General features: G+C 64.6%; 24 protein-coding genes. 16 read left to right on the forward strand and 8 right to left on the reverse strand.

Features of this window, described 5'->3' with window-relative positions; genetic code table 11:
• The first annotated feature begins 35 nt into the window (after window positions 1-35).
• Genes LQD11_RS01185 through LQD11_RS01200 form a run of 4 tightly spaced genes read left to right on the forward strand, consistent with a single transcriptional unit; the run spans window position 36 to window position 6,195 of the window.
• Entirely contained in the window at window positions 36-1,907 is a 1,872-nt protein-coding gene (locus LQD11_RS01185; RefSeq protein WP_238615878.1) for a peptide-binding protein, read from the forward strand.
• Between the two features lie 40 nt (window positions 1,908-1,947).
• Entirely contained in the window at window positions 1,948-3,330 is a 1,383-nt protein-coding gene (locus LQD11_RS01190; RefSeq protein WP_238615879.1) for an ABC transporter permease, read from the forward strand.
• The gene (locus LQD11_RS01195; RefSeq protein ID WP_238615880.1) at window positions 3,323-4,522 is read left to right on the forward strand and encodes an ABC transporter permease; all 1,200 of its coding nucleotides are present in this window, start codon (window positions 3,323-3,325) and stop codon (window positions 4,520-4,522) included. Before LQD11_RS01190 ends, LQD11_RS01195 begins: the two co-directional genes overlap by 8 nt.
• Window positions 4,523-4,524: 2 nt before the next feature.
• Entirely contained in the window at window positions 4,525-6,195 is a 1,671-nt protein-coding gene (locus LQD11_RS01200; protein WP_238615881.1) for an ABC transporter ATP-binding protein, read from the forward strand.
• 21 nt (window positions 6,196-6,216) lie between these two features.
• Here the strand turns inward: LQD11_RS01200 and LQD11_RS01205 are convergent, their stop codons facing one another.
• The 4 genes from LQD11_RS01205 to LQD11_RS01220 form a co-directional block, all read right to left on the reverse strand.
• Complete coding sequence (locus tag LQD11_RS01205) at window positions 6,217-6,984, reverse strand: FHA domain-containing protein (protein WP_238615882.1); 768 nt, start codon at window positions 6,982-6,984, stop codon at window positions 6,217-6,219.
• 21 nt (window positions 6,985-7,005) lie between these two features.
• On the reverse strand, window positions 7,006-7,701 hold the full coding sequence (locus LQD11_RS01210; RefSeq protein WP_238615883.1) for an FHA domain-containing protein: 696 nt from the start codon (window positions 7,699-7,701) through the stop codon (window positions 7,006-7,008).
• 24 nt (window positions 7,702-7,725) lie between these two features.
• The gene (locus LQD11_RS01215) at window positions 7,726-8,550 is read right to left on the reverse strand and encodes a Stp1/IreP family PP2C-type Ser/Thr phosphatase (protein WP_238615884.1); all 825 of its coding nucleotides are present in this window, start codon (window positions 8,548-8,550) and stop codon (window positions 7,726-7,728) included.
• Window positions 8,551-8,678: 128 nt separating this feature from the next.
• The gene (locus LQD11_RS01220) at window positions 8,679-10,304 is read right to left on the reverse strand and encodes a LysM peptidoglycan-binding domain-containing protein (RefSeq protein ID WP_238615885.1); all 1,626 of its coding nucleotides are present in this window, start codon (window positions 10,302-10,304) and stop codon (window positions 8,679-8,681) included.
• A gap of 98 nt (window positions 10,305-10,402) precedes the next feature.
• On the opposite strand from LQD11_RS01220, the gene LQD11_RS01225 reads away from it, so the two are divergent.
• Genes LQD11_RS01225 through dnaQ form a run of 3 tightly spaced genes read left to right on the forward strand, consistent with a single transcriptional unit; the run spans window position 10,403 to window position 12,332 of the window.
• Window positions 10,403-11,167, forward strand: coding sequence for a class I SAM-dependent methyltransferase (locus tag LQD11_RS01225; protein WP_238615886.1), 765 nt, complete (start codon window positions 10,403-10,405; stop codon window positions 11,165-11,167).
• Window positions 11,160-11,603 (forward strand): ribonuclease HI, encoded by a 444-nt coding sequence (gene rnhA / locus LQD11_RS01230; RefSeq protein ID WP_008931970.1) that lies wholly within the window; start codon window positions 11,160-11,162, stop codon window positions 11,601-11,603. The genes LQD11_RS01225 and rnhA overlap by 8 nt, the downstream gene beginning before the upstream one ends.
• Before the next feature lie 9 nt (window positions 11,604-11,612).
• Window positions 11,613-12,332: a DNA polymerase III subunit epsilon gene (gene dnaQ / locus LQD11_RS01235; protein ID WP_238615887.1), complete on the forward strand. Its 720-nt coding sequence runs from the start codon at window positions 11,613-11,615 to the stop codon at window positions 12,330-12,332.
• Window positions 12,333-12,350: 18 nt separating this feature from the next.
• Here the strand turns inward: dnaQ and smpB are convergent, their stop codons facing one another.
• Window positions 12,351-12,833 (reverse strand): SsrA-binding protein SmpB, encoded by a 483-nt coding sequence (smpB, locus tag LQD11_RS01240; RefSeq protein WP_238615888.1) that lies wholly within the window; start codon window positions 12,831-12,833, stop codon window positions 12,351-12,353.
• Between the two features lie 167 nt (window positions 12,834-13,000).
• Between smpB and LQD11_RS01245 the strand changes: the two genes are divergently transcribed.
• Genes LQD11_RS01245 through LQD11_RS01255 form a run of 3 tightly spaced genes read left to right on the forward strand, consistent with a single transcriptional unit; the run spans window position 13,001 to window position 15,150 of the window.
• Window positions 13,001-14,392, forward strand: a complete 1,392-nt coding sequence (locus LQD11_RS01245) for a sodium-dependent transporter (protein ID WP_238615889.1) — start codon at window positions 13,001-13,003, stop codon at window positions 14,390-14,392.
• Between the two features lie 16 nt (window positions 14,393-14,408).
• Window positions 14,409-14,846 (forward strand): type II toxin-antitoxin system RatA family toxin, encoded by a 438-nt coding sequence (locus LQD11_RS01250; RefSeq protein ID WP_008931974.1) that lies wholly within the window; start codon window positions 14,409-14,411, stop codon window positions 14,844-14,846.
• Window positions 14,836-15,150: an RnfH family protein gene (locus LQD11_RS01255; protein ID WP_238615890.1), complete on the forward strand. Its 315-nt coding sequence runs from the start codon at window positions 14,836-14,838 to the stop codon at window positions 15,148-15,150. The genes LQD11_RS01250 and LQD11_RS01255 overlap by 11 nt, the downstream gene beginning before the upstream one ends.
• A gap of 26 nt (window positions 15,151-15,176) precedes the next feature.
• On the opposite strand, the gene LQD11_RS01260 is transcribed toward LQD11_RS01255, so the two are convergent.
• Window positions 15,177-15,518, reverse strand: coding sequence for an outer membrane protein assembly factor BamE (locus LQD11_RS01260; RefSeq protein ID WP_238615891.1), 342 nt, complete (start codon window positions 15,516-15,518; stop codon window positions 15,177-15,179).
• A gap of 107 nt (window positions 15,519-15,625) precedes the next feature.
• Between LQD11_RS01260 and fur the strand changes: the two genes are divergently transcribed.
• Window positions 15,626-16,066, forward strand: a complete 441-nt coding sequence (gene fur / locus LQD11_RS01265) for a ferric iron uptake transcriptional regulator (RefSeq protein ID WP_238615892.1) — start codon at window positions 15,626-15,628, stop codon at window positions 16,064-16,066.
• On the opposite strand, the gene recN is transcribed toward fur, so the two are convergent.
• Together recN and LQD11_RS01275 are read right to left on the reverse strand one after the other, a co-directional pair.
• On the reverse strand, window positions 16,067-17,737 hold the full coding sequence (recN, locus tag LQD11_RS01270; RefSeq protein WP_238615893.1) for a DNA repair protein RecN: 1,671 nt from the start codon (window positions 17,735-17,737) through the stop codon (window positions 16,067-16,069). It lies immediately after the preceding gene.
• A 129-nt stretch (window positions 17,738-17,866) separates the two neighbouring features.
• A complete protein-coding gene (locus LQD11_RS01275) occupies window positions 17,867-18,748 on the reverse strand; it encodes an NAD(+) kinase (RefSeq protein ID WP_238615894.1) in 882 nt (293 codons plus the stop codon).
• Window positions 18,749-18,868: 120 nt separating this feature from the next.
• Here LQD11_RS01275 and hrcA point away from each other — a divergent pair, with 120 nt between their 5' ends.
• The 5 genes from hrcA to dapB all read left to right on the forward strand — a co-directional run bounded on the left by hrcA (window position 18,869) and on the right by dapB (window position 24,717).
• The gene (gene hrcA / locus LQD11_RS01280; RefSeq protein ID WP_238615895.1) at window positions 18,869-19,927 is read left to right on the forward strand and encodes a heat-inducible transcriptional repressor HrcA; all 1,059 of its coding nucleotides are present in this window, start codon (window positions 18,869-18,871) and stop codon (window positions 19,925-19,927) included.
• A gap of 97 nt (window positions 19,928-20,024) precedes the next feature.
• A complete protein-coding gene (gene grpE / locus LQD11_RS01285; protein WP_008931981.1) occupies window positions 20,025-20,588 on the forward strand; it encodes a nucleotide exchange factor GrpE in 564 nt (187 codons plus the stop codon).
• Between the two features lie 114 nt (window positions 20,589-20,702).
• On the forward strand, window positions 20,703-22,637 hold the full coding sequence (gene dnaK / locus LQD11_RS01290) for a molecular chaperone DnaK (protein ID WP_238615896.1): 1,935 nt from the start codon (window positions 20,703-20,705) through the stop codon (window positions 22,635-22,637).
• A 125-nt stretch (window positions 22,638-22,762) separates the two neighbouring features.
• Complete coding sequence (gene dnaJ, locus LQD11_RS01295; protein WP_238615897.1) at window positions 22,763-23,908, forward strand: molecular chaperone DnaJ; 1,146 nt, start codon at window positions 22,763-22,765, stop codon at window positions 23,906-23,908.
• Window positions 23,905-24,717: a 4-hydroxy-tetrahydrodipicolinate reductase gene (dapB, locus tag LQD11_RS01300; protein WP_238615898.1), complete on the forward strand. Its 813-nt coding sequence runs from the start codon at window positions 23,905-23,907 to the stop codon at window positions 24,715-24,717. The genes dnaJ and dapB overlap by 4 nt, the downstream gene beginning before the upstream one ends.
• The last annotated feature ends 61 nt before the right edge of the window (window positions 24,718-24,778 follow it).

Below are 24,778 nucleotides of genomic sequence, written 5' to 3' on the forward strand. Positions count from 1 at the left end.
GACCCGTCACGCACCCCGAGAAGAATCCGCGATCCATGGAAAAGCGCTTCACGTCCAAAGATGCCGTCCTGATGGTCTTCCTGCTGGGGATCGCCCTGCTGGTGGTACTGCTCATGTACCAGGTGGACCGGCAATGGAACCGGCTGTCCGAGATGCAGCGGGCCATGCAGGAGCAGGCCGATGACATGCGGCGCATGCGGGCGGTGATGCAGTCCCTGGATGCACGGCTCAGGGCCGGGGCCATTGCCGCCCAGGACGGCGGTCCGGATGCCCACGCGGAAGTGCCGCCCGCCTTCGCGCGGGCCTGGGCCGCCACCCGGCAGCCGGACTATGCCCAGGGAGACTGGTTGGTCAGGGCCTTCGGCACCGGCCTGGCGACGCTGACACCGCTGGTGTCTTCCGACGCCTATTCCTCGGAGGTGCAGAGCTATGTGCTGGAGTCCCTGCTGATCCGTGACCCGGACACCCTGGAGTGGCAGGGTCTGCTGGCCCGGGACTGGTCCTTCAGCGAGGACGGCCTGACCATCACGTTCCAGCTCCGGGAAGGGGTCGAGTTCTCCGATGGTGAGCCGCTGACCGCCGCGGACGTGGTGTTCACCTACGACTTCATCATGACCGATGCCATCGCCGCCCCCCGGGCGCGGGCCTTCCTGGAGAAACTGGAGAAGGTGGAAGCCCTGGGGACCCACGAGGTGGCCTTCACCTTTTCCGAGCCCTACTTCAACAGCCTCTCCCTGGCGGGTGGCATGCAGATCATGCCCCGCCATTTCTACGCGCCCTTCCTGGAGAATCCCCAGCAGTTCAACCAGTCCCGTGGCCTGTTGATGGGGTCCGGCCCCTATCGTCTGGCGGACCCCAGGGGCTGGACCCCGGACCAGGGTCTGGTGGAACTGGAGCGCAATCCCCGTTACTGGGGGCCGGTGGATCCCCCCTTCAACCGCCTGCTGTGGCGGGTGATCGAGAACGACAGCGCCCGCCTGACCACCTTCCGCAACCAGGAACTGGACGTCTATGGCGCCCGGCCGCGGGAATACGGGCAGCTCCTTGATGATGCCCGCCTGCGCCAGCGTACCCATCACTTCGAGTACATGAGCCCGACCGCCGGGTATTCCTATATCGGCTGGAACCAGGAACGGGACGGCCGGCCCACCCGGTTCGCCGATCGCAGGGTACGCCAGGCCATGAGTCATCTGACGGACATCCAGCGGGTCATCGACGAAATCATGCTGGGTTATGCCGAGCCGGCGGTGAGCCCCTTCAATCCCCGTAGTCCCCAGCATGACAGCACGCTTGAACCCTATGACTTCAACCTGGAACGGGCCCGCGCCCTGCTGCGGGAGGCGGGCTTCGAGGATCGCAACGGCGACGGCATCCTCCAGGATCCGGAAGGCCGCGCCTTCGAGTTCGACCTGGTGTTCTTCCAGGACAACGAGGACACCCGCCGAATGGTGCTGTTCCTGCGGGATCTCTATGCCCGTGCCGGTATCCTGATGCGTCCCCGCCCCACCGAATGGTCGGTGATGCTGGACCTGCTCAACCGCAAGGACTTCGATGCCATCACCCTGGGTTGGACCAGCGGGGTGGAAACGGACATCTACCAGATGTTCCATTCCAGCCAGACCGTATCCGGGGGCGACAATTTCATCAACTACCGCAACCCGGAACTGGATGCGGTGATCGAGCGGGCCAGGGCCACGGTGGACGACGAGCAGCGGATGGCCATCTGGCACGAGGCGGAGCGTATCCTGCACGAGGACCAGCCCTACACCTTCCTCATGCGGCGCATGACCCTGGCCTTCATCGACGAGCGCATCACCAACCTGCAGGAGACCCGGCTGGGCCTGAACCTGACCAGCATCCCGGTGGAGGTCTACGTGCCGGCGATCCAGCAGAAATACGCGCGCTGACCATGCCCGGCGGCATCCACGCAGACCCCGGGACCCGGCCATGCTGACCTATATCGTCCGTCGCCTGCTGCTCATGTTTCCCACTCTGATCGGGATCACCGTGGTGGTGTTCGTGGTCATGGCCGCCGCCCCCGGTGGCATCAGTGCCCAGTCCCTGGTGGACGGCATGAATCTGGAGCCCCAGGCCAAGAAGGCGCTGGAGGAGTATTACAACCGCATGTACGGCCTGGATCAGCCGGCGCCGGTGCAGTATCTGCGCTGGCTCAACAATGTCTCCCCGGCGGGTTTCACCTTCGACCAGGACGGGGCGATCAGCGGCTTTTCCCTGTTCAAGGGCTCCGAACTGGGCACCAGTTTCCGCTACGGCCGACCGGTGGGGGATCTGATCGCCGAGCGCCTGCCCATCACCCTGTTGCTCAACATCCTGTCCATTCCCCTCATCTACGTCATCGCCATTGCCGTGGGGGTGCAGGCGGCCACCCGGCGCGGCAGCCGCTTCGATACCGGTTCGGGGATGGTCCTGCTGGGGTTGTGGTCCGTGCCCACCATGCTGGCCGGTGTGCTGCTGATCGGGTTCTTTGCCTCGGAGCAGTTCTGGCGTTGGTTCCCCACCGGCGGCATTAACCGGCGCGAGGCCCTGGACATGCCGTTCCTGCCCCACTGGACCGTGGCCACCGACCTGCTTTTGCTGTTCCTGCTGGCCGGGCTGTGTGCCGCGTTGATGATCTGGGGCGCGCTGAAACTGGCCCGTCACTGGCGCATCCTGCTTGGGGCGGTCCTGGGCGGCGGGCTGGGGGTGCTGATGGCCAACGGGGTGTCGGTGGTCACCTTCGGTCCGCTGCACGTGGTCCTGATGCTGCTGGTGGCCGGGGTGGTGGGTCTGGTGGCGGCCTCCACGTTCACCGGCCTGCGGGTCGGCATCCTCGGGCTGCTGGGCATGGGGGTGGGCATCGCCCTGGCGGCGGGGCTGGCCCAGGGTGAATTCATTCGGGGGTTTGTGCTGGACCGGGCCTGGCACCTGATTCTGCCGGTGTTGTGTCTGTCCTACGGCGGGTTCGCCTTCCTGGCCAAGCTGACTCGTTCGGCGGTGCTGGAAAATCTGCTCTCCGACTATGCCCGCACCGCGAGGGCCAAGGGGGTAGGGGAAAGCGACGTGCTCTGGCGACACGTGTTTCGCAACTCCCTGCTGCCCCTGATCACCGTGTCCGCCACCCTGCTGCCCAGCCTGCTGGCGGGTTCGGTGATCGTCGAGACCATCTTTTCCATCGATGGCATGGGCAAGCTGGCGGTGGAGGCGGTGCAGACCCGTGACCGGGAGCTGGTGCTGTCGGTCACCCTGATCAGTGGTGTGCTGACGCTGGTGGGCTACCTGCTGGCGGACCTGTGCTATGCGATTGCGGACCCGCGGGTGAGTTATGACTGACACGGTACAGGCGCCGACACTGACCCCACCCACCCGGCGCTCCCGCGGCTATGCGGCCCAGGTGGCCCGGGAGGTACTGCTGCGCTGGGGGGCGCGGGTGGGGTTGGCCTGGATCGGCATTCTGGCGGCGGTGGCCGTGTTTGCCCCCTTCCTGGCCAGCAGCCATCCGTGGCTGATCCTGGAGGAGGGCAACTGGTCCAGTCCGGTGCTGCGTCACCTGACGCCCACCGATGTGACCCTGATGGCGGGTTTTTGTACCGGTCTGGTGTTGTTGTTCCTGCGCCTCTCCCTGCCCAGGAAACTGCTGATCCTGCTGGGGGTGCTGGTGGTGGCCGGCGGGATCAGTGCCGTCACCGTCTCTCCCCCCAAGCTGGTGATTCATGAACAGTATCGGGAGGCGGAAGCGGCCGGCCAGTACGACTGGGTGCTGCGTGCCCCGATCCCGTATTCCCCCAAGGATTACCTGCGGGACTTCGGCGACACGGGCATGGAGCCGCCCCTGGCCGATGACCTGCGCCGGCACTGGCTGGGCACGGAGGAAAACGGCGCCGACGTGTTGTCGCGGATGGTCCATGCCTCCCGCATCGCCCTGGCCATCGGCTTCATCGCCACCGGCATCGCCCTGGTGATCGGGGTCATCGTCGGCGGGCTGATGGGGTATTTCTCGGGCATCGTGGACATGATCGGCATGCGCATCGTGGAGATCTTCGAGGCCATTCCCACCCTGTTCCTGCTGCTCACCTTTGTCGCCTTCTTCGGCCGCAGTCTCTACATGATGATGATCATCATCGGCATCACCTCCTGGTCCGGTTATGCCCGCTACGTGCGCGCCGAGTTCCTCAAGCTGCGGGAGCAGGACTATGTGCAGGCGGCGGTGGCCTGCGGCTTGCCGTTGCGTTCCGTGCTGTTCCGCCACATGTTGCCCAACGGCGTGGCGCCGATCCTGGTGGCGGCCAGCTTCGGCGTGGCCTCGGCGATCCTGGCGGAGGCCACCCTGAGCTTTCTCGGACTGGGGCTGGTGGATGATCCCTCCTGGGGGCAGATGCTCAATCAGGCGGTACAGTCTTCCTCCTTCAACTGGTGGATGGCCGCCTTCCCCGGTGGCGCCATTTTCCTCACCGTGTTTGCCTACAACCTGGTGGGGGAATCCCTGCGGGATGCCCTTGACCCTTATCTGAAAAAGAAGGCCTGAACATGCTGCTGGAGGTCAGAAACCTGCAGACCCATCTCCAGGCCGGCGGTGCCACCGTGAAGGCCGTGGATGATGTCAGTTTCGGTATCGAGCGGGGGGAAACCTTCTGTCTGGTTGGGGAGTCGGGCAGCGGCAAGTCGGTCACGGCCCTGTCGGTGATCCAGTTGCTGCCCCGGGGCATCAGTGATCATCCCGGGGGACAGATCCTGTTCCAGGAACGCCTCGCCGACGGCAGTCACCGGACCGTGGACATGCTGGATCTGCCGGAGACGGAACGCCGCCGCATCCGCGGCGCCCGCATGAGCATGATCTTCCAGGAGCCCATGACCTCCCTCAACCCGGTGTTCACGGTGGGGGAGCAGATCGGCGAAGTGCTCAGGCTCCACCGTCCGGAATTGTCGGAGGCGGAGATCCGAGAGCGGACCATCGAGGCCCTGGCCCAGGTGCAGATTCCCCATCCCGCCGAACGGGCGGACGAATTTCCGCACCGTCTCTCCGGCGGGCAACGCCAGCGGGTGATGATCGCCATGGCCATGGCCTGCGAACCGGACCTGCTGATCGCCGACGAGCCCACCACGGCCCTGGACGTGACGGTACAGGCGGAGATCCTGCGTCTGATGCGGGAACTGCAGGACCGTAACGGCATGGCCATCCTCTTCATCACCCACGATTTCGGCGTGGTGGCCCGGATGGGGCACCGCCTGGGGGTGATGCGTCTGGGGAAACTGGTGGAGGAGGGGACCGTGCGGCAGGTACTGCGGCGTCCGGAGCATCCCTATACCCGGCAGCTCATTGATGCCCTGCCGGAGAATCTCAGCCGTCGCCGGGAGGCCGCCCGGGGGGCGGACGGGGCTGCCGGACAACAGGCTCCGGAGGCGGTGCCTCTGGTCCGTCTGCGGGACCTGCAGATCCATTTCCCGGTGCGCAAGGGACTCATGCGCCGGGTGGTGGACCATGTGCGGGCGGTGGACGGGGTGAGCCTGGATATCCCCAAGGGGCAGGTCATGGCCTTGGTGGGGGAGTCCGGTTGCGGCAAGACTACCCTGGGCCGGGCCATCATCCGGTTGCTGGAGCCCACCGGCGGACGCATCCTGTTTGCCGGCGAGGACATCACCCGCCTGCCGGCCAAGGGCATGAAGCCCTACCGTCGGCGCATGCAGATCATTTTCCAGGACCCCATGTCATCCCTGAACCCCCGCCTGACCGTGGCGGCCACCCTGACCGAGCCTATGGCCGTGCACGGGATCGGCAAGGATCGGGATGAGCGGTTGGCCCTGGCGGCCCGGGTGCTGGAGCAGGTGCAATTGCCGGCGGAAAGCCTGTGGCGTTATCCCCATGAGTTCTCCGGGGGGCAGCGCCAGCGTATCGGCATTGCCCGGGCGCTGGTGCTGGACCCGGCCTTCATTGTCTGTGACGAGGTAACCAGCGCCCTGGACGTCTCGGTGCAGGCGGAGGTGCTGCAGATTCTCGGCCGCCTGACCCGGGAGCGGGGGCTGACCCTGTTGTTCATCACCCATAACATCGGGGTGGTGGAATACCTGGCCGACACCATGGCGGTGATGTATCAGGGGCGGGTGGTTGAACAGGGGGAGGCACGCCGGATCTGTCGGGCGCCCGAGCATGAATACACCCGAAAACTGCTGTCGGCGGTGCCGCGGGTGGTGCTGGACTGACGGGTTCCGTGTCGCCCGTTCTCAGGGGGCGGGCGCTTCCCGGATGGGTGCGTCGATGGTGACCACCATCTGTACGCCGGCCACCTCCAGCAGGTCGTCCTGTTGCAGTGGATGCCGGTCGTGGTCCTCGATCGGCCGGTGGTTGATCAGGGGCGGGCCCAGTTCGGACTGCAGGGGCTGAAGGAACAGCTTGTCTTCATCCCGGATCAGGGCCACCACCTGCCGTCCCGGCTCCCCCAGAGCGTTCACCGCAGACAGCAGGTCCAGGTGTCTGCCCTGGTTGCGTCCGCTGAGGATGCGCAGCGAGATACGGGCCGCTGGCCTGTCCCCGTGGCCGGCGTCGGGCACCGGGGCGGCCTCCGCCTGTGCCCGGGTATCTCGAATCCGGTGAGTGAGTTCCGGGTTTGCCCGGATGGGCGGCATCCCGGGGGTAGCCAAGCGCAGGATGTAAGTGCCTGCATCATCCGGGGTGTCCGGTTCGGGGGGCGGCGGTGAGACCTGTTGATCAAGCCAGAAACGAAGCCGGAATTTCCCGATGACGATGAAGTCTCCGTCATGGAGCGTGGCTTCCTGGATCCTTTCGCCGTTGATGAAGGTTCCGTTGGTGCTGTCGAGGTCGTGCAGGGTGGCGGTACCCCGGTAAAAGCGTAGACGGGCGTGGTGTCCGCTGACCGAGCGATCATCCAGACGGATCAGGTTGCCCCGTCGGCGACCGATGGTCGTGGTGCCTTCCTGCAGCGGGTATTCACCGGCGGGCCGGCGGTTGAGGTAGGCCTGTAGGTATGCCATGGAACGCTCCTCGTGGATCGCCTATTGCACCATCATGAACTCCATCCGTACCCCGGCAACATCGATGATGTCATGGTTTCTGAGCGGACGGGCCTGGGTGGTGAGTTCCTCGCCATTGAGCCGCGGCGGGCTGGCCCTGGAGCCACCCTCCACATGGGTGATGTAGTAGTCCGGGCCGCGCCGCAGGATCGCTGCCACCTGCACCCCCGGATGACCGAGTGTGGTCACGGCCTTGGTGATGGGAAGTTCACGGCCTGCGTTGGCGCCGCTGAGTATCTGCACCCTGGCCCTGGCGAGGGCGGTGGATGACCTTTGCCCCCTCATCGGGTCCTCGGGCACGGCACCGCCGACGGGGGGCGGGACGAGGGGGGCGCCCGCGGGAAGAATCAGGGTTTCGTCGACACCGTGTCGGCCGTCCTCCCTGGTGGTGCCGAGTTCGGTGAAGCGGATCTGATAGTTGCCGATGACGATGACGTCTCCCTCCCGCAGCACCCGCTTGCGAATCCGGGCACCGTTGACCACGGTGCCGTTGGTGCTGCCCAGATCCTCCACCAAGGCGGCGTTCAGCAGGCTGATCACCTGGGCATGGTAGCCGCTGACGGCCAGATTGTTGAGCCGTATGTCGTTGTCCGGCCGACGACCGAGGGTGATGGTTTTGTGCCCCAGGGGATAGTCGGCGATGAAGGTGTCACCACAGGAAATGCAGAGTCTGGGCATGGTTGACGGTTCGCCTCCTGCAAATCAACGCCAGAAATCGATCATGCGTCGGTACCAGGGCATCCGGCGGGGCAGCGGCAGCGCCGGCCTTGCCAGGACTACGGAAATGTTGTCCCGGCCGCCGTATTCGTTGGCCTTGTCGATCAGCAGATGGGTTGCCTGTTCCAGATCACCGGGATGATTGCGCAGGATATCCTCGATGAGGGCATCGTCGAGCATGTCGTTGAGACCGTCGGAGCAGAGCAGGTAAAGGTCTCCGGGGAGCAGCATTTCATTCCGGATATCCACGGCCACCGTGGTGTCGATACCCAATGCGCGGGTGACCAGATTGCGGTTGACCGATGCCAGTGCTTCCTGATGGGAGTAAAAGCCGCGATCCACCATTTCCTGGATCAGGGTGTGATCCGTGGTCATCTGTTCCAGATGATCCTCTCGAAATCGATAGATTCTTGAATCGCCCACGTGGGCCAGGATCACATGGTGGTGATTGAACAGGGCCATCACCAGGGTGGTGCCCATGCCGGCATGACCGGCATTGTTCCTGCCCGCCTGCTGGATGGCCGTGTTGGCGTCGATGATGGCCCGTCGCACGGCGAGGCTGTCATCTCGAGGCTCGGTGCCTCCGTTCCGGCGGTGGATGCCGTGGCCGGCGAGACACTGCCTGAGGTTCTGCAACACGGTATCCACCGCCAGCCGGCTGGCGACCTCGCCGGCCAAGTGGCCTCCCATGCCGTCGGCAACCACGACGATGCCCAGTTCAGGGTCTTCGCCGATGCAGTCCTCGTTGTGAGGGCGGATTTTGCCGGGATGGGTGCGGCCGAATATCTGCAGCGTTTCGGAAGAAGACATGGAGGCGGCTTTGACCATCGGGCAGCGGTGGAAGTCGGTATCCACGAATCATAGGCTGGAGCGACCCGGGACGCCATGGATCTTGGTCCAAAAGGTATCACCATGCCGCCGAAGCGCCGACATCGGGGTCAGCTTTCCCGCGGGTTGGCGTCCACGTAGAGATTGAGCTGCTGGCCAGGGCGGATCAGATGGCCATCCAGCTGATTCCAGTCCTGTATGTCGCTGATACGCACGCCGAAGCGTCGGGAAATGGAGGACAGGGAATCACCGGGACGAACGGCATAGGTCAGGACATTCCCCCGGGTACTGCCGGCCGCTGCCGCCATGGCGGTTTCCGCCTGGCGTATCAGCAGGGTCTGGCCCGGCCGCAGGGTGGCATCGCTGGAGATGCGGTTCCAGGCCGCCAGTTCCTGAAGGGTGACGCCGTAGGTCCTGGCAAGGCCCCAGAGAGTATCACCCGGTTGTACCCGGTGATGGAGCGTGCGGCTTCGTGACGCCTGCCGGTTTTCGTCCTGCCGCCCCGCGGCAACCTCCTGGGTGGAGGGCTCGGCGGTGGGGATGAGAAGGTGATCTCCAACCCGGATCAGGTGACTTTTCAGTTCATTGGTCCGTTGCAGGAGTGCGACACTGGTATTGTAGCGGGTCGCGATATGCCCCAGCGTCTCGCCGGGCCGAACCTGGTGACGCAGCCAGGACACCCGCTGTTCGCGGGGCAGGGCGGCGAGGGCAATCTGGAAGGATTCCACCCGGTCCAGCGGCAGGAGCAGGTGATGGGGGCCGTCCGGGTCCGTGGCCCAGCGGTGGAAGGCCGGATTGAGTTGCATGATCTCGTCCAGGGACAGGTCCGCCAGCTCCGCGGCGACGCTCAGTTCCAGTTGTCCGCCCAGATCCACCAGGGCCAGGCGCGGCTCGTCCGCCACCGGCCAGAGTCCGACCTGGTAGTGCTCCGGATCGGCCACGATGGCCTGCAGGGCCAGCAGCCTGGGGACGTAGTGCTGGGTTTCCCGGGGCAGGTCCAGGTTCCAGTAGTCGGTGGGCTGTCCCAGTGATTCGTTGCGGGCGATGGCCCGGCTGACGGTGCCTTGTCCGGCATTGTAGGCTGCCAGGGCCAGCAGCCAGTCGCCGTCGAAGCGTTCATTCAGTTGGGTGAGGTAGTCCAGGGCCGCATGAGTGGAGGTGTGAATGTCCTTGCGGCCGTCGTACCACCAGTTCTGATGGAGGCCGAAATGACGGCCCGTGGAAGGGATGAACTGCCAGATGCCCGCCGCCTGTCCCGAGGAATAGACATCGGCACGGTAGGCGCTTTCCACCACCGGCAGCAGCAGCAGTTCGGCGGGAAGGTCCCGGGCTTCGATTTCTTCCAGGATATAGTGCAGGTAGGGTTCCGCCCTGGCCAGGACCTGGCCCAGATAATCGGAGTTGGCCTGGTGCCACTGAATGTAATGCTGGACCCGTTCGTGATCCCGCTCATCCGGCAGGCCGAACCCTTCGCGGACCCGTCCCCAGATGGTTTCATCCGTGGTGGGCGAGGGCGAGGTATCGGCCAGTGGCTTTGCCACGTTGATCCGGGGCCTGGGCTTGGCCGCCGTCTCCCCTTGAGAGGCGAGCCGGGTGCTCTTGGCGACAGGGTCCGCTCCGGCAAGAAGCGGGGCCTCCTGAACGGCGTGTCCTCCATCCAGGCTGGCGCAGGCGGATAGCAGCAACGTTGCCCCCAGCAGGACGCCCCCAAGACCTTTCGGCTTGTTCTTTTTCATAGGGACGCTAGGATAGCGGGGCATCCCCGTGCCCTCAACCCCGGCGGGAGACTTATTATCGCTGGCCATGCCCCCCCGGAAGATTCTATGCTCACCTGATGTCGTCACCCAGAACCTCATGTGCCCGGCACCGGGAATGCCTGCAAGCCTGGTATGGGTCTGCGCCGGGGCGAGCCATGCAGGCGGCCCTGCAGTCCCATCTGGACCGTTTCGTACCGCAACTGTTCGGCTATCATGCCCTGCAGATCGGGCATCTGGATCCGAACCATGACCTGCTGGCCGCCAGCCGGATCAACCATCGGGTACGCCTGGAATGCGACCCCGGTCGCGGGGATGTCAGTGCCTTGGCCGATGCCCTCCCCATCCTCACCGACAGCATGGATCTGGTGGCGCTGGTACATTGTCTGGAACAGGTGGAAGATCCTTACCAGGTCCTGCGCGAGACGGATCGCATCCTGGTGCCCGAGGGCCATGTCCTGATCATCGGTTTCAACCCCCTCAGTCTGCCGGGACTCCGGGGGATGTTGCCCGGGCGCCTCGGCGGCAAGGGGGCGCCCTGGTCCGGTCAGTGCCACGCCACGGGTCGGGTCCGGGACTGGCTGGCCTTGCTGGGGTTCGAGGTCCTGGCGCGTGCCTACGCGGGCTTTCGCCCGCCGGAGGGCCGTTCCGGATTCAAGGCCCGCCTGCGGGTGGTGGAGTGTCTGGGGGGGCGTCATCTGCCCTATCTGGGGGCCGGCTACGTGATTCTGGCCCGCAAGCGCGTGGCCAATGTACTGCCTCTGCGAACACGCTGGCGACCGTCCCGGAACATGGTGCCCGGCGGCCTGGCCAGCCCCTTTTGCCGGAGAACGGATCGTGACTGACGTGGTGGAAATCTTTACCGATGGCGCCTGCCGGGGCAACCCGGGGCCCGGTGGCTGGGGGGCGTTGCTGCGCTTCGGCCCCCATGAAAAACAGCTCAAGGGGGGCGAGTCCCAGACCACCAACAACCGGATGGAGCTGATGGCGGCCATTGCGGCGCTGGAACTGCTCAAGCGCCCTTGTGTGGTGGATCTGACCACCGATTCCCAGTACGTCAAGAACGGGATCAATCAATGGTTACCCAACTGGAAGCGTCGCGGCTGGCGTACCGCGGCGGGTGAGCCGGTGAAGAACCAGGATCTGTGGCAGCGCCTGGATGAGGCGGCTTCACGGCATCAGGTGCGCTGGCACTGGGTACGGGGACATAACGGACATCCCGAAAATGAACTGGCCGATCGTCTGGCCAACGAAGCCATCGATGCCCTGCGAGTGAAGTGAGGAACGACCGTGACTCTGCAAGCCAATGACCGGATCGTGATCCTGGATACGGAAACCACCGGCCTGGAGCCGTCCGACGGCCACCGCATCATCGAAATCGGCTGCGTGGAGATGGTGCGACGTCGCCATACCTCGCGTCATTACCACCAGTATCTGCAGCCGGACCGGGAAGTGGATGCCGGGGCGGTGGAAGTCCACGGCATCACCAACGAATTCCTCGCCGACAAGCCGCGCTTTGCCGATGTGGTGGAGGATTTCATCGAGTTTGTCCGCGGCTCGGAGCTGATCATCCACAACGCCCCCTTTGACGTGGGGTTCATCAACCACGAGCTGTCCCGGTTGGACGGGGACTGGGGCCGGCTGGAGGATTACTGCACCATCACCGACTCCCTGGCGATGGCGCGCAAGATGCACCCGGGGCAGCGCAACAGCCTGGATGCTCTGTGCAAGCGCTACCAGATCGACAATTCGGGCCGGGAGCTCCACGGCGCATTGCTGGACGCCCGCATCCTGGCGGAGGTCTACCTGGCCATGACCGGCGGCCAGAAAAGCCTGTCCCTGGGCATGGAGTCGGAAGGGCAGGGGGGCGCCTCGGCGGATACCCGCATCCGCCGGCTACCGGTCGACCGACCCCCGCTGGCGGTCATCCGCCCCACCGAGGCGGAGCAGGAGGCCCATGAGGCCTATCTCAAGGTGCTGGCCAAGGCGGGTGAGATTCAGGCCTGGTAACAGGCCTGGCGCCGGCGGTTAGCGGGTCACGGTCTTGACCACTCGGGCTTTCTCCCGTTGCCAGTCCCGCTCCTTCGAGACCGCCCGCTTGTCGTGTTCCTTCTTGCCCTTGGCCAGGCCGATTTCCAGCTTGGCGCGGCCCCGCTTCCAGTACAGGGCCAGCGGCACCAGGGTGTACCCCTTGCGCTCCACCTGCCCGATGAGCTTGTTGAGCTCGGCCCGGTGCAGCAGCAGCTTGCGGCTGCGCATGGGGTCCGGGTGAATGTGGGTGGAGGCGGTGGCCAGCGGGGTGAGATGGGCACCGAACAGCCAGGCCTCTCCGGCCTTGATCAGGACATAGCTCTCACTGAGCTGCACCCGTCCGGCCCGAAGGCTCTTGGCTTCCCAGCCCTCCAGGGCCAGGCCGGCCTCGAAACGCTCCTCGATGAAGTATTCGTGCTTGGCCTTCTTGTTCAGGGCGATGGTGCTGCCGCCCGGGGCATTTTTTGATTTTTTGCTCATCGGGCGATTATAAACGAGCTGTCTGATCCAATGGACTGCCGACATTCGTTTTCCAGTGGCCCTTTTGCCGTGTGCGATACCCGGGGATGTGCGACCGGAAACCGCCGGACGTTGAGCCGTGGCGGTAAATTCCGCAAAATGCGCCGATCGCGTGGGGGAAACCATCAATGAGAAGAGAAAGCTCGATTCATGGCCAGTGGTCCTCGAAGCTGGTCTTCATCCTGGCGGCCACCGGTTCGGCCGTCGGCCTGGGCAACATCTGGCGTTTTCCCTACATCGCCGGAGAGAACGGCGGCGGCGCCTTCGTGCTCATCTATCTGGCCTGCATCCTGCTGATCGGCCTGCCCATCATGATGGCGGAGATCGCGTTGGGCAGACGGGGCCGGCAGAGTCCCATCAACACCATGGCCACCTTGTCCCGGGAGGAAGGACTGCATCGGGCCTGGGGGTTCGTCGGCTGGCTCGGCGTGGCGGCGGGCTTCATCATCCTCTCCTACTACAGCGTGATCGCGGGCTGGTCCCTGTCCTACGTCTTCAGGGCCGCGGGCGGCGCTTTCACCGGTCTGGATGCCGACGGGGTCAGGGGCATGTTCAACGCCCTGGTGAGCGATCCGGAGCGGCTGCTGGCCTGGCATACCCTGTTCATGATCATGAATGTCCTGGTGGTGGCCCGAGGGGTGCGTTCGGGGCTTGAGAAGGCGGTCAAGTTCCTCATGCCCGCACTGTTCGGCTTGCTGCTGTTGCTGGTGGGCTATTCCATGAGCCAGGGTCACTTCATGGAGGGGGTCAGTTTCCTGTTCAAGCCGGACTGGAGTGAGGTGAGCGGTGACACCATCCTGCTGGCCATGGGGCAGGCCTTCTTCACCCTGAGCCTGGGCATGGGCGCCATCATGATCTACGGCTCCTATCTGAGTTCCAAGGCTTCCATCCTCAAGACGTCCGCCACGGTGGTGTCGGCGGATACCGCCGTGGCCCTGCTGGCCGGTCTGGCCATCTTCCCCATCGTCTTTGCCAGCGGTCTGGCGCCCGGTGAAGGTCCCGGTCTGATCTTCATCACCCTGCCCATGGCCTTTGCGGAGATGCCGGGTGGGCTGATCTTCGGCACCCTGTTCTTCCTGTTGCTGGTCACCGCGGCCTGGACCTCGTCCATTTCCCTGATGGAGCCGGCGGTGGCCTGGTTGGTGGAGAACCGGGGCTTTGACCGGCCCATGGCAGCGGTGATCGTGGGCGGCATTGCCTGGTTCCTGGGGTTGGGGACCATCCTGTCATTCAGCCTCTGGTCCAATCCCATCGGCTTCAGCCTGACCATCGGCGGCGAGGCCACCTTCATCGGCGGCACTCTGTTCGAGATGGCCGATTACCTGACTTCCAACATCATGCTGCCCCTGGGGGGGCTGCTGATTGCCCTGTTCGTGGGCTGGCGGATGACCCAGCGTTCCGTGGAGGATGAGCTGGGCCTGCACAGCCGGGTACTTTTCAAGGCATGGTATTATGTGCTGCGCTTCGCCGCCCCGATCGGCATCCTGCTGGTCTTCCTCAAGGCGGTCAATCTCATCTGATAACCAGGGGAGCTTCATGCCTTCCATAAGTCGTCATGCGCTGGTGCCCTACACGCCCAAGGAGATGTTTGATCTGGTGAACGACGTGGCGGCCTATCCGCGCTTTCTGCCGGGTTGCCGCAGCTCCGCGGTGCTGTTCGCCAATGAGGATGAGGTGAAGGCCAGCATCGAGCTGGCCAAGGGTGCCGTGCGCAAGTCGTTCACCACCCGCAACCGCCTGCAGCGCAACAAGATGATCGAGATGCGCCTGGTGGAGGGGCCGTTCCGGCATCTGGAAGGCTTCTGGCGCTTCGATGCCATGAGCGATACCGCCAGCCGGGTCTCCCTGGACCTGGAATTCGAGTTCTCCAACCGGATCATGAGCATGGCCTTTGGCCCGGTGTTTCACCAGATCGCCAACACCCTGGTGGATTCCTTCGTCAAGCGGGCGAGGGAGGTCTACGGTGTCCGATGAACGTCTCCGGGTGGAGGTGGCCTACGCCCGCTCCGACCAGCAGTGGGTGCTGGAAGTGTCCCTGCCCCAGGGGGCGACGGTGGAAGATGCCATCCGTCAGTCCGGTATCCTGGACAAGGTGCCGGAGATCGACCTGGCGGTGAACAAGGTCGGTGTCTATGGCAAACTCGCCAAGCTCAATGCCGCGCTCCATCATCGCGACCGGGTGGAGATCTACCGGCCGTTGATCGCGGATCCCAAGCAGGTGCGCAAGAAGCGCGCCGCCGAAGGGAAGGTCATGAAGAAGGGCGCCGGGGAGGCCTGATCGCCTCCCCGGCATGCCGGGATCGACTATGTTTGCGCCACTTCCCGCAAGCCGCTGTCCTCAATCCTCGACACCAGGCCGTCTTCGAAGAAGATGATGACCCGTCGATGCACCGCCGTGCCGTTCCCTGGACGATGGTAGTACACGTAATCCCATCGGCCATCGCCCTGGAAGGGGTCCCTCAACAGCGGCTCTCCCAGCAGAAATCGGACCTGTCGTTGGGTCATGCCGATCTGAACCTGTTCCAGTCGGCTCTCCTCAATGGCATTGCCCTGTTGCACGTCCGGCCGGTGCACGGACAGCAGTCCGCTGCCGCAACCCTGCAGTAATCCGCCAATGAGGATAGAATAAAGAATCAGTCTTGCCATAATTGCGTCCTGTAGGCCGTGAGTTGCAAGATGGGCCACGTTCCGAAAACCAATAGCGCGGGATTCTACACCAGGTGTCGGATCATCTCGCATGGAGATCAACTCCCATGGAAACCCAAGAGCTCAAGAAGGCCGGACTCAAGGTAACGCTTCCCCGCGTGAAGATCCTGCAGATCCTGGAGACTGCGGAAGACCACCATATGAGCGCCGAGACCATTTATCGCCAGCTGTTGTCGGCGGGCGAGGAGATCGGTCTGGCAACGGTCTACCGGGTGCTGACCCAGTTCGAGGCGGCCGGCCTGGTCAGTCGTCATCATTTCGAGGGCAATCAGGCCGTGTTCGAGCTGGAGCGCGGACGTCATCATGATCACATCGTCTGCGTGAAATGCGGGCGCGTGGATGAGTTCGTGGACCCGATCATAGAAGAACGCCAGAGGGCGATTGCCGACAAGCTGGGGTACACCATCCAGGACCATGCCCTGATCATCTACGGTGAGTGCAGTCAGGGCGGTTGCCCCAAAAAGCAGGCGGCCGACGGCGCGGATTGATCAACTGGTTGCTGCCCGGGTGATCATTTCCCGGGCATGGGCCAGGCTCTGTTCGGTGATCTCGACGCCACCGAGCATCCTGGCCAGCTCCTGTACCCGGTGCTCGTCCGCCAGTGAGCGGATGCGCGTGGTGGTATGGTCCTTGCCTTTGTGCTTCTTCACCTGCAGGTGCCGGTGGGCCTGGGCCGCCACCTGAGGCAGATGGGTCACGCACAGCACCTGCCGATGCCCGCCCAGGCTGCGCAGCTGACGTCCCACCACTTCGGCCACGCCGCCGCCGATCCCCGTATCCACTTCGTCGAAGACCAGGGTGGCGATGGGCAGAGCGTGGGCCGCGATCATCTGGATGGCCAGGCTGATGCGGGAGAGTTCACCGCCGGAGGCCACCTTGGCCAGGGGTTGGAGGGGTTGCCCCGGGTTGGCGCTGACCAGAAATTCCACCCGATCCATGCCGTGGGCCGATGGCTGTCCCCTGCCGTCATCCTCCACGCTGCAGGCGAACCGTCCGCCTTCCATGCCCAGCGCCTGCATGGCCTGGGTGACGGCCTCCGAGAGTCTTTCCGCCGCCCGGCGGCGGGCGTCCGAGAGTTCGGCTGCCTGACGCAGGCAGGTTTGCAGCGCCTGTTCCACCGCCCGGGTGAGCGCCTCCAGGTTTTCACCGCCTTCCTCCAGTCGGCCCAGTTCCGTTTCCAGTGTTTCCAGCAGGCGGGGCAGGGCCGTGGGGTCCACCCGGTGCTTGCGGGCCAGATCCTGGACGGCGGCCAGGCGGGATTCGAGGAAATTCAGCCGTGCCGGATCCATGTCCATGCCGTCGGCATAGCGGCGCAGCCAGTCGGCGGCCTCGCGGATCTGTATCTGGGCGGCCGCCAACAGCTCCCTAGGTTCCGCCAGACGGCTGTCCAGGGACTGTAGATGTTCGATGTCGGTGCAGAACCGTCCCACCACGGATTCGGCGCTGCCGTCGGCTTCATAGAGGCCCTGGTAGGCGGTTTCGGCCATCTCCAGCAGGCGCCCGGCATGGGCCAGGCGGCCGTGTTCTTCCTCGATCCGTTCCAGTTCCCCCTCCGCCAGGTCCAGGGCCCTGAGTTCGTCGGTCTGGAATCGCAACAGGTCCCGGCGGGCCGCCCTGGCTTCGCCGTCCTCGCTCAGTTCCGCCAGGCGTCGGGCGGCCTTCTGCCAGGTGCCGTGATCACGGGCCATGGCGGCGAGTCGCTCCGGGTGGTCGGCGTAGTCGTCCAGGATGCGGCGCTGGACTTCCCGTCGCAGCAGGGACTGATGGGCATGCTGCCCATGGATGTCCACCAGCATCTCGCCCAGGGACTTGAGGGATTGGAGGGTCACCGCCGAACCGTTGATCCAGGCTCGGCTCTTGCCGTCCCGGGCGATGACCCGCCGGATCAGGCATTCTTCCGTGTCCAGGTCCTGTGACTCCAGCCAAGCGCGGGCCTCCGCCTCCCGGCTGATGTCGAAGCGGGCGCTGATCTCGGCCCGTTCCGCGCCGTGGCGCACGGTGGTGCTGTCGGCCCGGTCGCCCAGTACCAGGCCCAGGGCATCCACCAGGATGGATTTGCCCGCCCCGGTTTCCCCGGTCAGCGCGGTCATGCCCGTGGACAGGTCCAGGGTCAGTTCATCGACGATGGCGAAATCTCGGATCTGGATGTGGGTCAGCACGGTCGGGATTCGCGGTTGGGGGTTATGGGCATGTCGAGGGTGACGGCCCGGGTCACCGTGAGAGGGTAAAGAGTAAATCTCCCCGAAGGAAGGGGGGAGCAGGGATTTTATTGTATGTTTGAACAGTGCTCAGGGTTGTTCCCCCCAGCCCAGTTTCACCCTCAGGATCTGCAGGTAGTCATAGCCGGTGGGGTGGATCAGACGCAGTTTGCGGGGTTTGGGCTCGATCACGATCCGGTCCAGAGGCTCCATGTCAAAGGTGTCCTGGCCATCGAAGGCCACCTGGGCCAGGGTGCGGCTATGCTCGTTGACGGCGATCTCGATGCGGTTGCCGGCGGGGACCACCAGGGGGCGATTGCTCAGTCCATGGGGGCAGATCGGCACCATGACCACGGCCTCCAGGCAGGGAGAGAGAATGGGGCCGCCGCCCGACAGGGCATAGGCGGTGGAGCCGGTGGGGGTGGCCACCACCATGCCGTCGGCCCGCTGGGTGTTGACGAAACGGCCGTTGATCCAGGTGTCGAACTCGATCATGCGCACGGCGTCACGAATGTGCATGACCACATCGTTCAGGGCATCCTGGGCCGCCACCACGTCATCCCCCCGCATCAGGCGGGCATGCAGCATGCTGCGTCGGTCCTCCACATAAAGACCGGACAGGATCTCGTCCAGCCGCCCCAGCATCTCGTGAGGGGAGACGTCCACCAGGAAGCCCAGGCGACCCGCATTGACACCCAGCAGCGGTACCTCGGCATCCGCCAGGGTACGGGCCGCGCCCAGGAAGGTGCCGTCACCACCCACCACGATGGCCAGGTCCGCTTCGGCGGCCATGTGTGCCCGTGTCACCGGCTCACCGGCGGAGGTGTCATCCAGCCAGGGCAGCACGCTGTCATCCAGGAGGATGCGGCGCTGATGGTGCTGCAGATGCCCGATCAGGGCCTCCAGGATGTGTCCCAGGCGCTGTTCCTGGGTCTTGGCAATGATGCCGATGGTGTGGAAAGAAGGATTCATGCAGGGGATTATGGTGGAAATGCGTGGCGGGTGGCGAGTGCCGGCAGGCTAGCCACCCGCCGTTTCCTTGAGTAACATGCGGTGTCTGGCACTCACACTCAACGAGTGCCAGGGTGGACCATGAAGACATCCCCGACAACACAATCTCAGGCTCTTTCCGAACGTGCCCGGCTGCTGCTGCGGGCGCTGGTGGAGAGCTATGTGCGCGACGGACAGCCGGTGGGCTCCCGTACCCTGGCTCGTACCGCCGGTCTGGATCTCAGTCCCGCCTCCATCCGCAATGTCATGGCGGATCTGGAAGACCTCGGGCTGGTCAGCTCTCCTCATACCTCGGCGGGACGGATTCCCACCTCCCTGGGTTATCGCCTGTTCGTGGATTGCCTGCTGGAAGTCAAACCCCTGGACAGTGCCGAGGTGCGCGCGCTCAAGCAGCGCCTTACCCCCGACATGGACACCAAGGCCCTGGTGGAGTCCGCTTCGGACCTGCTTTCGGCCATCACCCAGATGGCCGGGATGGTCAGGGTGCCGCGGCGGGATCATGCCGCCCTCAGTCAGATCGAGTTTCTCAAACTGTCCGGGCGCCAGGTGCTGGCGATCCTGGTGATGAACAAGCGGGAAGTACAGAACCGCATCCTGGAGCTGGAGCGGGAGTATTCCCACGCCGAGCTGCAGCAGATGGCCAATTATCTCAATCAGCATCTGGCCGGGCGCGACCTGCGACAGGCCCGGGAGCAGGTGCTCAAGGAGATGAAGGCTGTCCGCGAGCACATGAACACCCTCATGCTGGCCGCCATCGAGCTGGGCGAAAAGGCCTTTTGCGACGACGAGGGCGGCGATGATCTGGTCTTTGCCGGTCAGATCCACCTCATGGACTACGCGGAACTTTCCAGCGTGGAGAAATTGCGCAACCTGTTCGAGGCCTTCAACGAAAAAAGGCAGTTGCTCACCCTGCTGGACAGTTGCATCAGTGCCGAGGGGGTCCAGATCTTCATCGGCCAGGAGTCGGGGCATCAGGTGCTCGATGACTGCAGCGTGGTCACGGCTCCCTACAGCGTGGGCGGCCGGATCGTGGGCGTGCTGGGGGTGATCGGCCCCACCCGCATGGCCTACGAACGCATCATTCCGGCGGTGGACATCACCGCCAGGCTGCTGGGCGCGGCCTTGAATTCCCGTAACTGAAGTCCCACATACGAAGGCATGCCCTCACCGGGTCATCAGCGGTGAGAGGGGCTTTTTTGCCGAATACACCAAAGACATGAGCAGATCGGAGTTTTCCATGGCGAACGAGGAACAAGTCGATAAACCCCAGCATGAACAGGCGCCCGCGGCCCCTGAAGAGACGACGCCGGAATTCAGCCCCGGGGCACTGCTCAAGCAGCTTGAAGACGCACAGAAACAGGCTCAGGACCACTGGGACAAGCTGGTGCGCGCCCAGGCGGAGCTGGAAAACCTGCGCAAGCGCATGAGCCGGGATGTGGAAAATGCCCACAAGTATGCCCTGGAACGTTTCGCCGGTGAGCTGCTGCCGGTGAAGGACAGCCTGGAAATGGGCCTGGATGCCGCGCGCGGCGAGGCCGACCTGAACAAGATTCGCGAGGGTACGGAGCTGACCCTGAAGATGCTGGAGCAGGTGATGGCCAAGCAGGGCATCGAAGTGGTGGACCCCGCCGGCCAGCGCTTCGATCCGGAGCGCCATCAGGCCATGTCCATGCAGGAAAATGCCGAACTGGAACCCAACACCGTCATGACCGTGCTGCAGAAGGGGTATGCCCTCAATGATCGTCTGCTGCGCCCCGCCATGGTGATTGTCAGCAAGGCACCGGCGGCCGGCAGCGAATGACCCCGAGGGACGGATTTTTCGCCGGGGCTTGAAAAGGCCCGGCGGCACCCCCATCAAGCGGGTAATCCCGGATTCACGGCATTGACAGAAACCTGAACACTTTTGGAGACACACATGGGCAAGATCATCGGTATCGACCTGGGCACGACCAATTCCTGCGTCGCCATCATGGAAGGCGGCAATGCCAAGGTCATTGAAAACGCCGAGGGCGGTCGTACCACCCCCTCCATCGTGGCCTTCGCCGAGGACGGCGAGGTGCTGGTGGGCCAGTCCGCCAAGCGCCAGGCGGTGACCAATCCCCAGAACACCCTGTTTGCGGTCAAGCGCCTGATTGGGCGCCGCTTCGAAGAACCCGAAGTGCAGAAGGACATCAAGCTGGTGCCCTACAAGATCGTCAAGGCGGATAACGGCGACGCCTGGGTGGACGTGCGCGGCAAGAAGATGGCCGCTCCGGAAATCTCCGCCCGCGTGCTGCAGAAGATGAAGAAGACCGCCGAGGACTACCTGGGCGAGCCGGTCACCGAGGCGGTGATCACCGTGCCGGCCTACTTCAACGACTCCCAGCGTCAGGCCACCAAGGACGCCGGCAAGATCGCCGGCCTGGAAGTTCGCCGCATCATCAACGAGCCCACCGCCGCGGCCCTGGCCTACGGCCTGGACAAGAAGCGCGGTGACAGCAAGGTGGCGGTCTATGACCTGGGCGGCGGCACCTTCGACATCTCCATCATCGAGATTGCCGAAGTGGACGGCGAGCACCAGTTCGAGGTGCTGGCCACCAACGGCGACACCTTCCTGGGCGGCGAGGACTTCGACTCCCGCCTGATCGAATACCTGGCGGCCGAGTTCAAGAAGGAGCAGGGCATCGACCTGACCGGCGACCCGCTGGCCATGCAGCGTCTGAAGGAGGCCGCCGAGAAGGCCAAGATCGAGCTTTCCTCCAGCCAGCAGACCGACGTCAACCTGCCGTACATCACCGCCGACAACACCGGACCCAAGCATCTGAACATCAAGGTGTCCCGCGCCAAGCTGGAAGCCCTGGTGGAAGAACTGGTCAAGCGCACCATCGAGCCCTGCAAGGTGGCCCTGAAGGATGCCGGCCTGTCCGTGTCCCAGATCGACGACGTGATCCTGGTGGGCGGCCAGACCCGCATGCCCAAGGTGCAGGAGGCGGTGAAGGACTTCTTCGGCAAGGAACCCCGTCGCGACGTCAACCCCGACGAGGCGGTGGCGGTGGGCGCCGCGATCCAGGGTGGCGTGCTGGGCGGCGACGTCAAGGACGTGCTGCTGCTGGACGTCACGCCCCTGTCCCTGGGTATCGAGACCCTGGGCGGTGTGATGACCAAGCTGATCGAAAAGAACACCACCATCCCCACCAAGGCCTCCCAGGTGTTTTCCACCGCCGAGGACAACCAGACCGCGGTGACGGTGCACGTGCTGCAGGGTGAGCGCGAAGTGGCCCATGCCAACAAGTCCCTGGGTCGCTTCGATCTGGCGGATATCCCGCCGGCTCCCCGTGGCGTGCCTCAGATCGAGGTGGTGTTCGACATCGATGCCAACGGCATCCTCAATGTGTCCGCCAAGGACAAGGCCACCGGCAAGCAGCAGTCCATCGTCATCAAGGCCTCTTCCGGTCTGAACGATGCCGAGATCGAACGCATGGTCAAGGATGCCGAGGCCCATGCCGAGGAAGACAAGCGTTTCCACGAACTGGTGGGCGTGCGCAATCAGGCGGACAACCTGATCCACTCGGTGGAGAAGACCCTCAAGGACATGGGCGACAAGGTGGAGGCCGGCGAGAAGAGCGCCATCGAATCCGCCATCAGTGCCCTGCGGGATGCCATGAAGGGTGACGACAAGGCGACCATCGAGGACCGCACCCAGAAGCTGGCCGAGGCCTCCGGCAAGTTGGCGGAGCGCATGTATGCCCAGCAGGCCGAGGGTGCCGCCGCCGAAGGCGCCGGTGATGCCCAGGGTCAGGCCGGTACCAAGGGTGCCCAGGACGATGTGGTGGACGCCGAGTTCGAAGAAGTGGACGATAAGAAGAAGTAACGGCCAAGGCCCGTCCCAGGACGGGCCTTTCCCACTGCATCCGGGTCCGTTGACCGGCAGGTGCCCGCAACCGGGGCATGTGCCGGTCCACGGGCTTTCACGTTTCTGCAAGACCCACGGTAATCATGGCAAAACGCGACTATTACGAAGTCCTGGGGGTGGCGAAGAACGCCAGCGAGGACGCACTCAAGAAGGCCTTCCGCCGGTTGGCCATGAAATATCATCCCGACCGGAACCCCGGCGACAAACAGGCGGAAGAGCATTTCAAGGAGGCCAAGGAGGCCTACGAAGTGCTGTCCGATGCCCGCAAGCGGGCCGCCTATGACCAGTTCGGTCACGCCGGCGTGGAAGGGGCCGCCGGTGCCGGCCGTGGGGGACCGGGAGGCGCCAGTTTCAGCGATATCTTCGAGGATCTGTTCGGCGACATCTTTGGTGGTGCCGGTGGTCGCGGCGGCAGCAATGCCTTCCGCGGCGCGGATCTGCAGTACAACCTGGAGATGACCCTGGAAGAGGCCGTCTTCGGCACCGAGGTGAAGATCCGTGTGCCCACCCTGGTGACCTGTAAGGCCTGTCACGGTTCCGGTGCCGAGCCGGGTACCAGCCCCGAAACCTGTCCCACCTGTAACGGGGTGGGGCGGGTGCGCATGCAGCAGGGTTTCTTCTCGGTACAGCAGACCTGCCCCCGCTGTCGCGGTACCGGCAAGATCATCGCCAAGCCCTGCGGGAGTTGCCGGGGGCAGGGCCGGGTGGAGGAGCGTCGCACCCTGAGCGTGGCCATTCCCGCCGGTGTGGACAGCGGCGACCGTATCCGGCTGTCCGGAGAAGGGGAAGCCGGTGTCAACGGCGGACCGTCCGGGGATCTGTACGTGCAGGTCCATGTCAAGCCCCACAAGCTGTTCACTCGTAAGGGCAGCGACCTGTTCTGCGAAGTGCCCATCAGCTTCGCCGTCGCCACCCTGGGGGGCGAATTGGAGATCCCCACCCTCAAGGGTCGGGTGGCCCTGAAGATCCCCGCCGAGACCCAGTCCGGCCGCCTGTTCCGCCTCCGGGGCAAGGGCGTCAAGTCCGTGCATGGGGGTGCCGAGGGCGACCTGATCTGCAGCGTCAAGGTGGAGACGCCGGTGAATCTCACCAAGGAGCAGAAGGAGTTGCTGGAGCAGTTCGATGCCGCCATGAAGGCGGGCGGCCAGAAGCACAGCCCCCAGCATGAGGGCTGGCTGGACGGGGTGAAGGGTTTCTTTGAAGATCTCAAGTTCTGGAGAAAGTCATGAGCGCGGTACGCGTAGCCATTGTCGGCGCCGGTGGGCGCATGGGGCGCACCCTGATCGAGGCGGCGGTCCTGGCCCCGGGGCTTGAGCCCACCGTGGCCACCGAGATGCCGTCCAGCAGTCTGCTGGGGGCGGATGCCGGTGAACTGGCGGGCCTGGGGCGCCTGGGGGTGACCCTGGAGGCGGACCCGGCGGCCGCCGTCGACCGGTTCGATGTGTTGGTGGACTTCACGCGTCCGGAGGGCAGTCTGGCGCATCTGGAAATCTGTCGTCGGGCGGGCAAGGCGATGGTGATCGGGACCACCGGATTCACCGACACGCAGAAGGCCGTGATCCGCAAGGCCGCTGAAGAGATTCCCGTGGTCTTTGCACCCAACATGAGCGTAGGGGTCAACCTGTGTCTCAAGCTGCTGGATCTGGCGGCCCGGGTGCTGGGTGACGAGGTGGATATCGAGATCGTCGAGGCCCATCACCGGCACAAGGTGGATGCCCCTTCCGGTACCGCCCTGCGCATGGGCGAGGTGGTGGCGGATGCCCTGGGGCGTGACCTCAAGACCTGCGCCGTCTATGGCCGGGAAGGGGTGACGGGCGAACGGGATCGGCAGACCATCGGTTTCGAAACCATTCGGGCCGGTGACATCGTCGGCGAGCACACGGTGATGTTTGCCGGTCTGGGGGAGCGGGTGGAAATCACTCACAAGGCTTCCAGCCGCATGACCTTCGCCAAGGGCGCCATGCGCGCCGCCGCCTGGCTCAACGGCCGTCCGGCGGGGTTGTACGACATGCAGGACGTGCTGGGACTGGCCGGATAGGGCGTCTCCCCAGGCAGGGGCTTCATTGGACGAAATGGCCCTGATCCGCTAGAATTTACGC

Source organism: Ectothiorhodospira shaposhnikovii (genome assembly GCF_022227765.1).
GTDB lineage: Bacteria > Pseudomonadota > Gammaproteobacteria > Ectothiorhodospirales > Ectothiorhodospiraceae > Ectothiorhodospira.

Bases quoted from the DNA above. Each gene is read 5' to 3' on its own strand.
- LQD11_RS01185 (WP_238615878.1), top strand. From the start codon at position 36: ATGGAAAAGCGCTTCACGTCCAAAGATGCCGTCCTGATGGTCTTCCTG.
- LQD11_RS01190 (WP_238615879.1), top strand. From the start codon at position 1,948: ATGCTGACCTATATCGTCCGTCGCCTGCTGCTCATGTTTCCCACTCTG.
- LQD11_RS01195 (WP_238615880.1), top strand. From the start codon at position 3,323: ATGACTGACACGGTACAGGCGCCGACACTGACCCCACCCACCCGGCGC.
- LQD11_RS01200 (WP_238615881.1), top strand. From the start codon at position 4,525: ATGCTGCTGGAGGTCAGAAACCTGCAGACCCATCTCCAGGCCGGCGGT.
- LQD11_RS01205 (WP_238615882.1), bottom strand. From the start codon at position 6,984: ATGGCATACCTACAGGCCTACCTCAACCGCCGGCCCGCCGGTGAATAC.
- LQD11_RS01210 (WP_238615883.1), bottom strand. From the start codon at position 7,701: ATGCCCAGACTCTGCATTTCCTGTGGTGACACCTTCATCGCCGACTAT.
- LQD11_RS01215 (WP_238615884.1), bottom strand. From the start codon at position 8,550: ATGTCTTCTTCCGAAACGCTGCAGATATTCGGCCGCACCCATCCCGGC.
- LQD11_RS01220 (WP_238615885.1), bottom strand. From the start codon at position 10,304: ATGAAAAAGAACAAGCCGAAAGGTCTTGGGGGCGTCCTGCTGGGGGCA.
- LQD11_RS01225 (WP_238615886.1), top strand. From the start codon at position 10,403: ATGTCGTCACCCAGAACCTCATGTGCCCGGCACCGGGAATGCCTGCAA.
- smpB (WP_238615888.1), bottom strand. From the start codon at position 12,833: ATGAGCAAAAAATCAAAAAATGCCCCGGGCGGCAGCACCATCGCCCTG.
- LQD11_RS01245 (WP_238615889.1), top strand. From the start codon at position 13,001: ATGAGAAGAGAAAGCTCGATTCATGGCCAGTGGTCCTCGAAGCTGGTC.
- LQD11_RS01250 (WP_008931974.1), top strand. From the start codon at position 14,409: ATGCCTTCCATAAGTCGTCATGCGCTGGTGCCCTACACGCCCAAGGAG.
- LQD11_RS01260 (WP_238615891.1), bottom strand. From the start codon at position 15,518: ATGGCAAGACTGATTCTTTATTCTATCCTCATTGGCGGATTACTGCAG.
- fur (WP_238615892.1), top strand. From the start codon at position 15,626: ATGGAAACCCAAGAGCTCAAGAAGGCCGGACTCAAGGTAACGCTTCCC.
- LQD11_RS01275 (WP_238615894.1), bottom strand. From the start codon at position 18,748: ATGAATCCTTCTTTCCACACCATCGGCATCATTGCCAAGACCCAGGAA.
- hrcA (WP_238615895.1), top strand. From the start codon at position 18,869: ATGAAGACATCCCCGACAACACAATCTCAGGCTCTTTCCGAACGTGCC.
- grpE (WP_008931981.1), top strand. From the start codon at position 20,025: ATGGCGAACGAGGAACAAGTCGATAAACCCCAGCATGAACAGGCGCCC.
- dnaK (WP_238615896.1), top strand. From the start codon at position 20,703: ATGGGCAAGATCATCGGTATCGACCTGGGCACGACCAATTCCTGCGTC.
- dnaJ (WP_238615897.1), top strand. From the start codon at position 22,763: ATGGCAAAACGCGACTATTACGAAGTCCTGGGGGTGGCGAAGAACGCC.
- dapB (WP_238615898.1), top strand. From the start codon at position 23,905: ATGAGCGCGGTACGCGTAGCCATTGTCGGCGCCGGTGGGCGCATGGGG.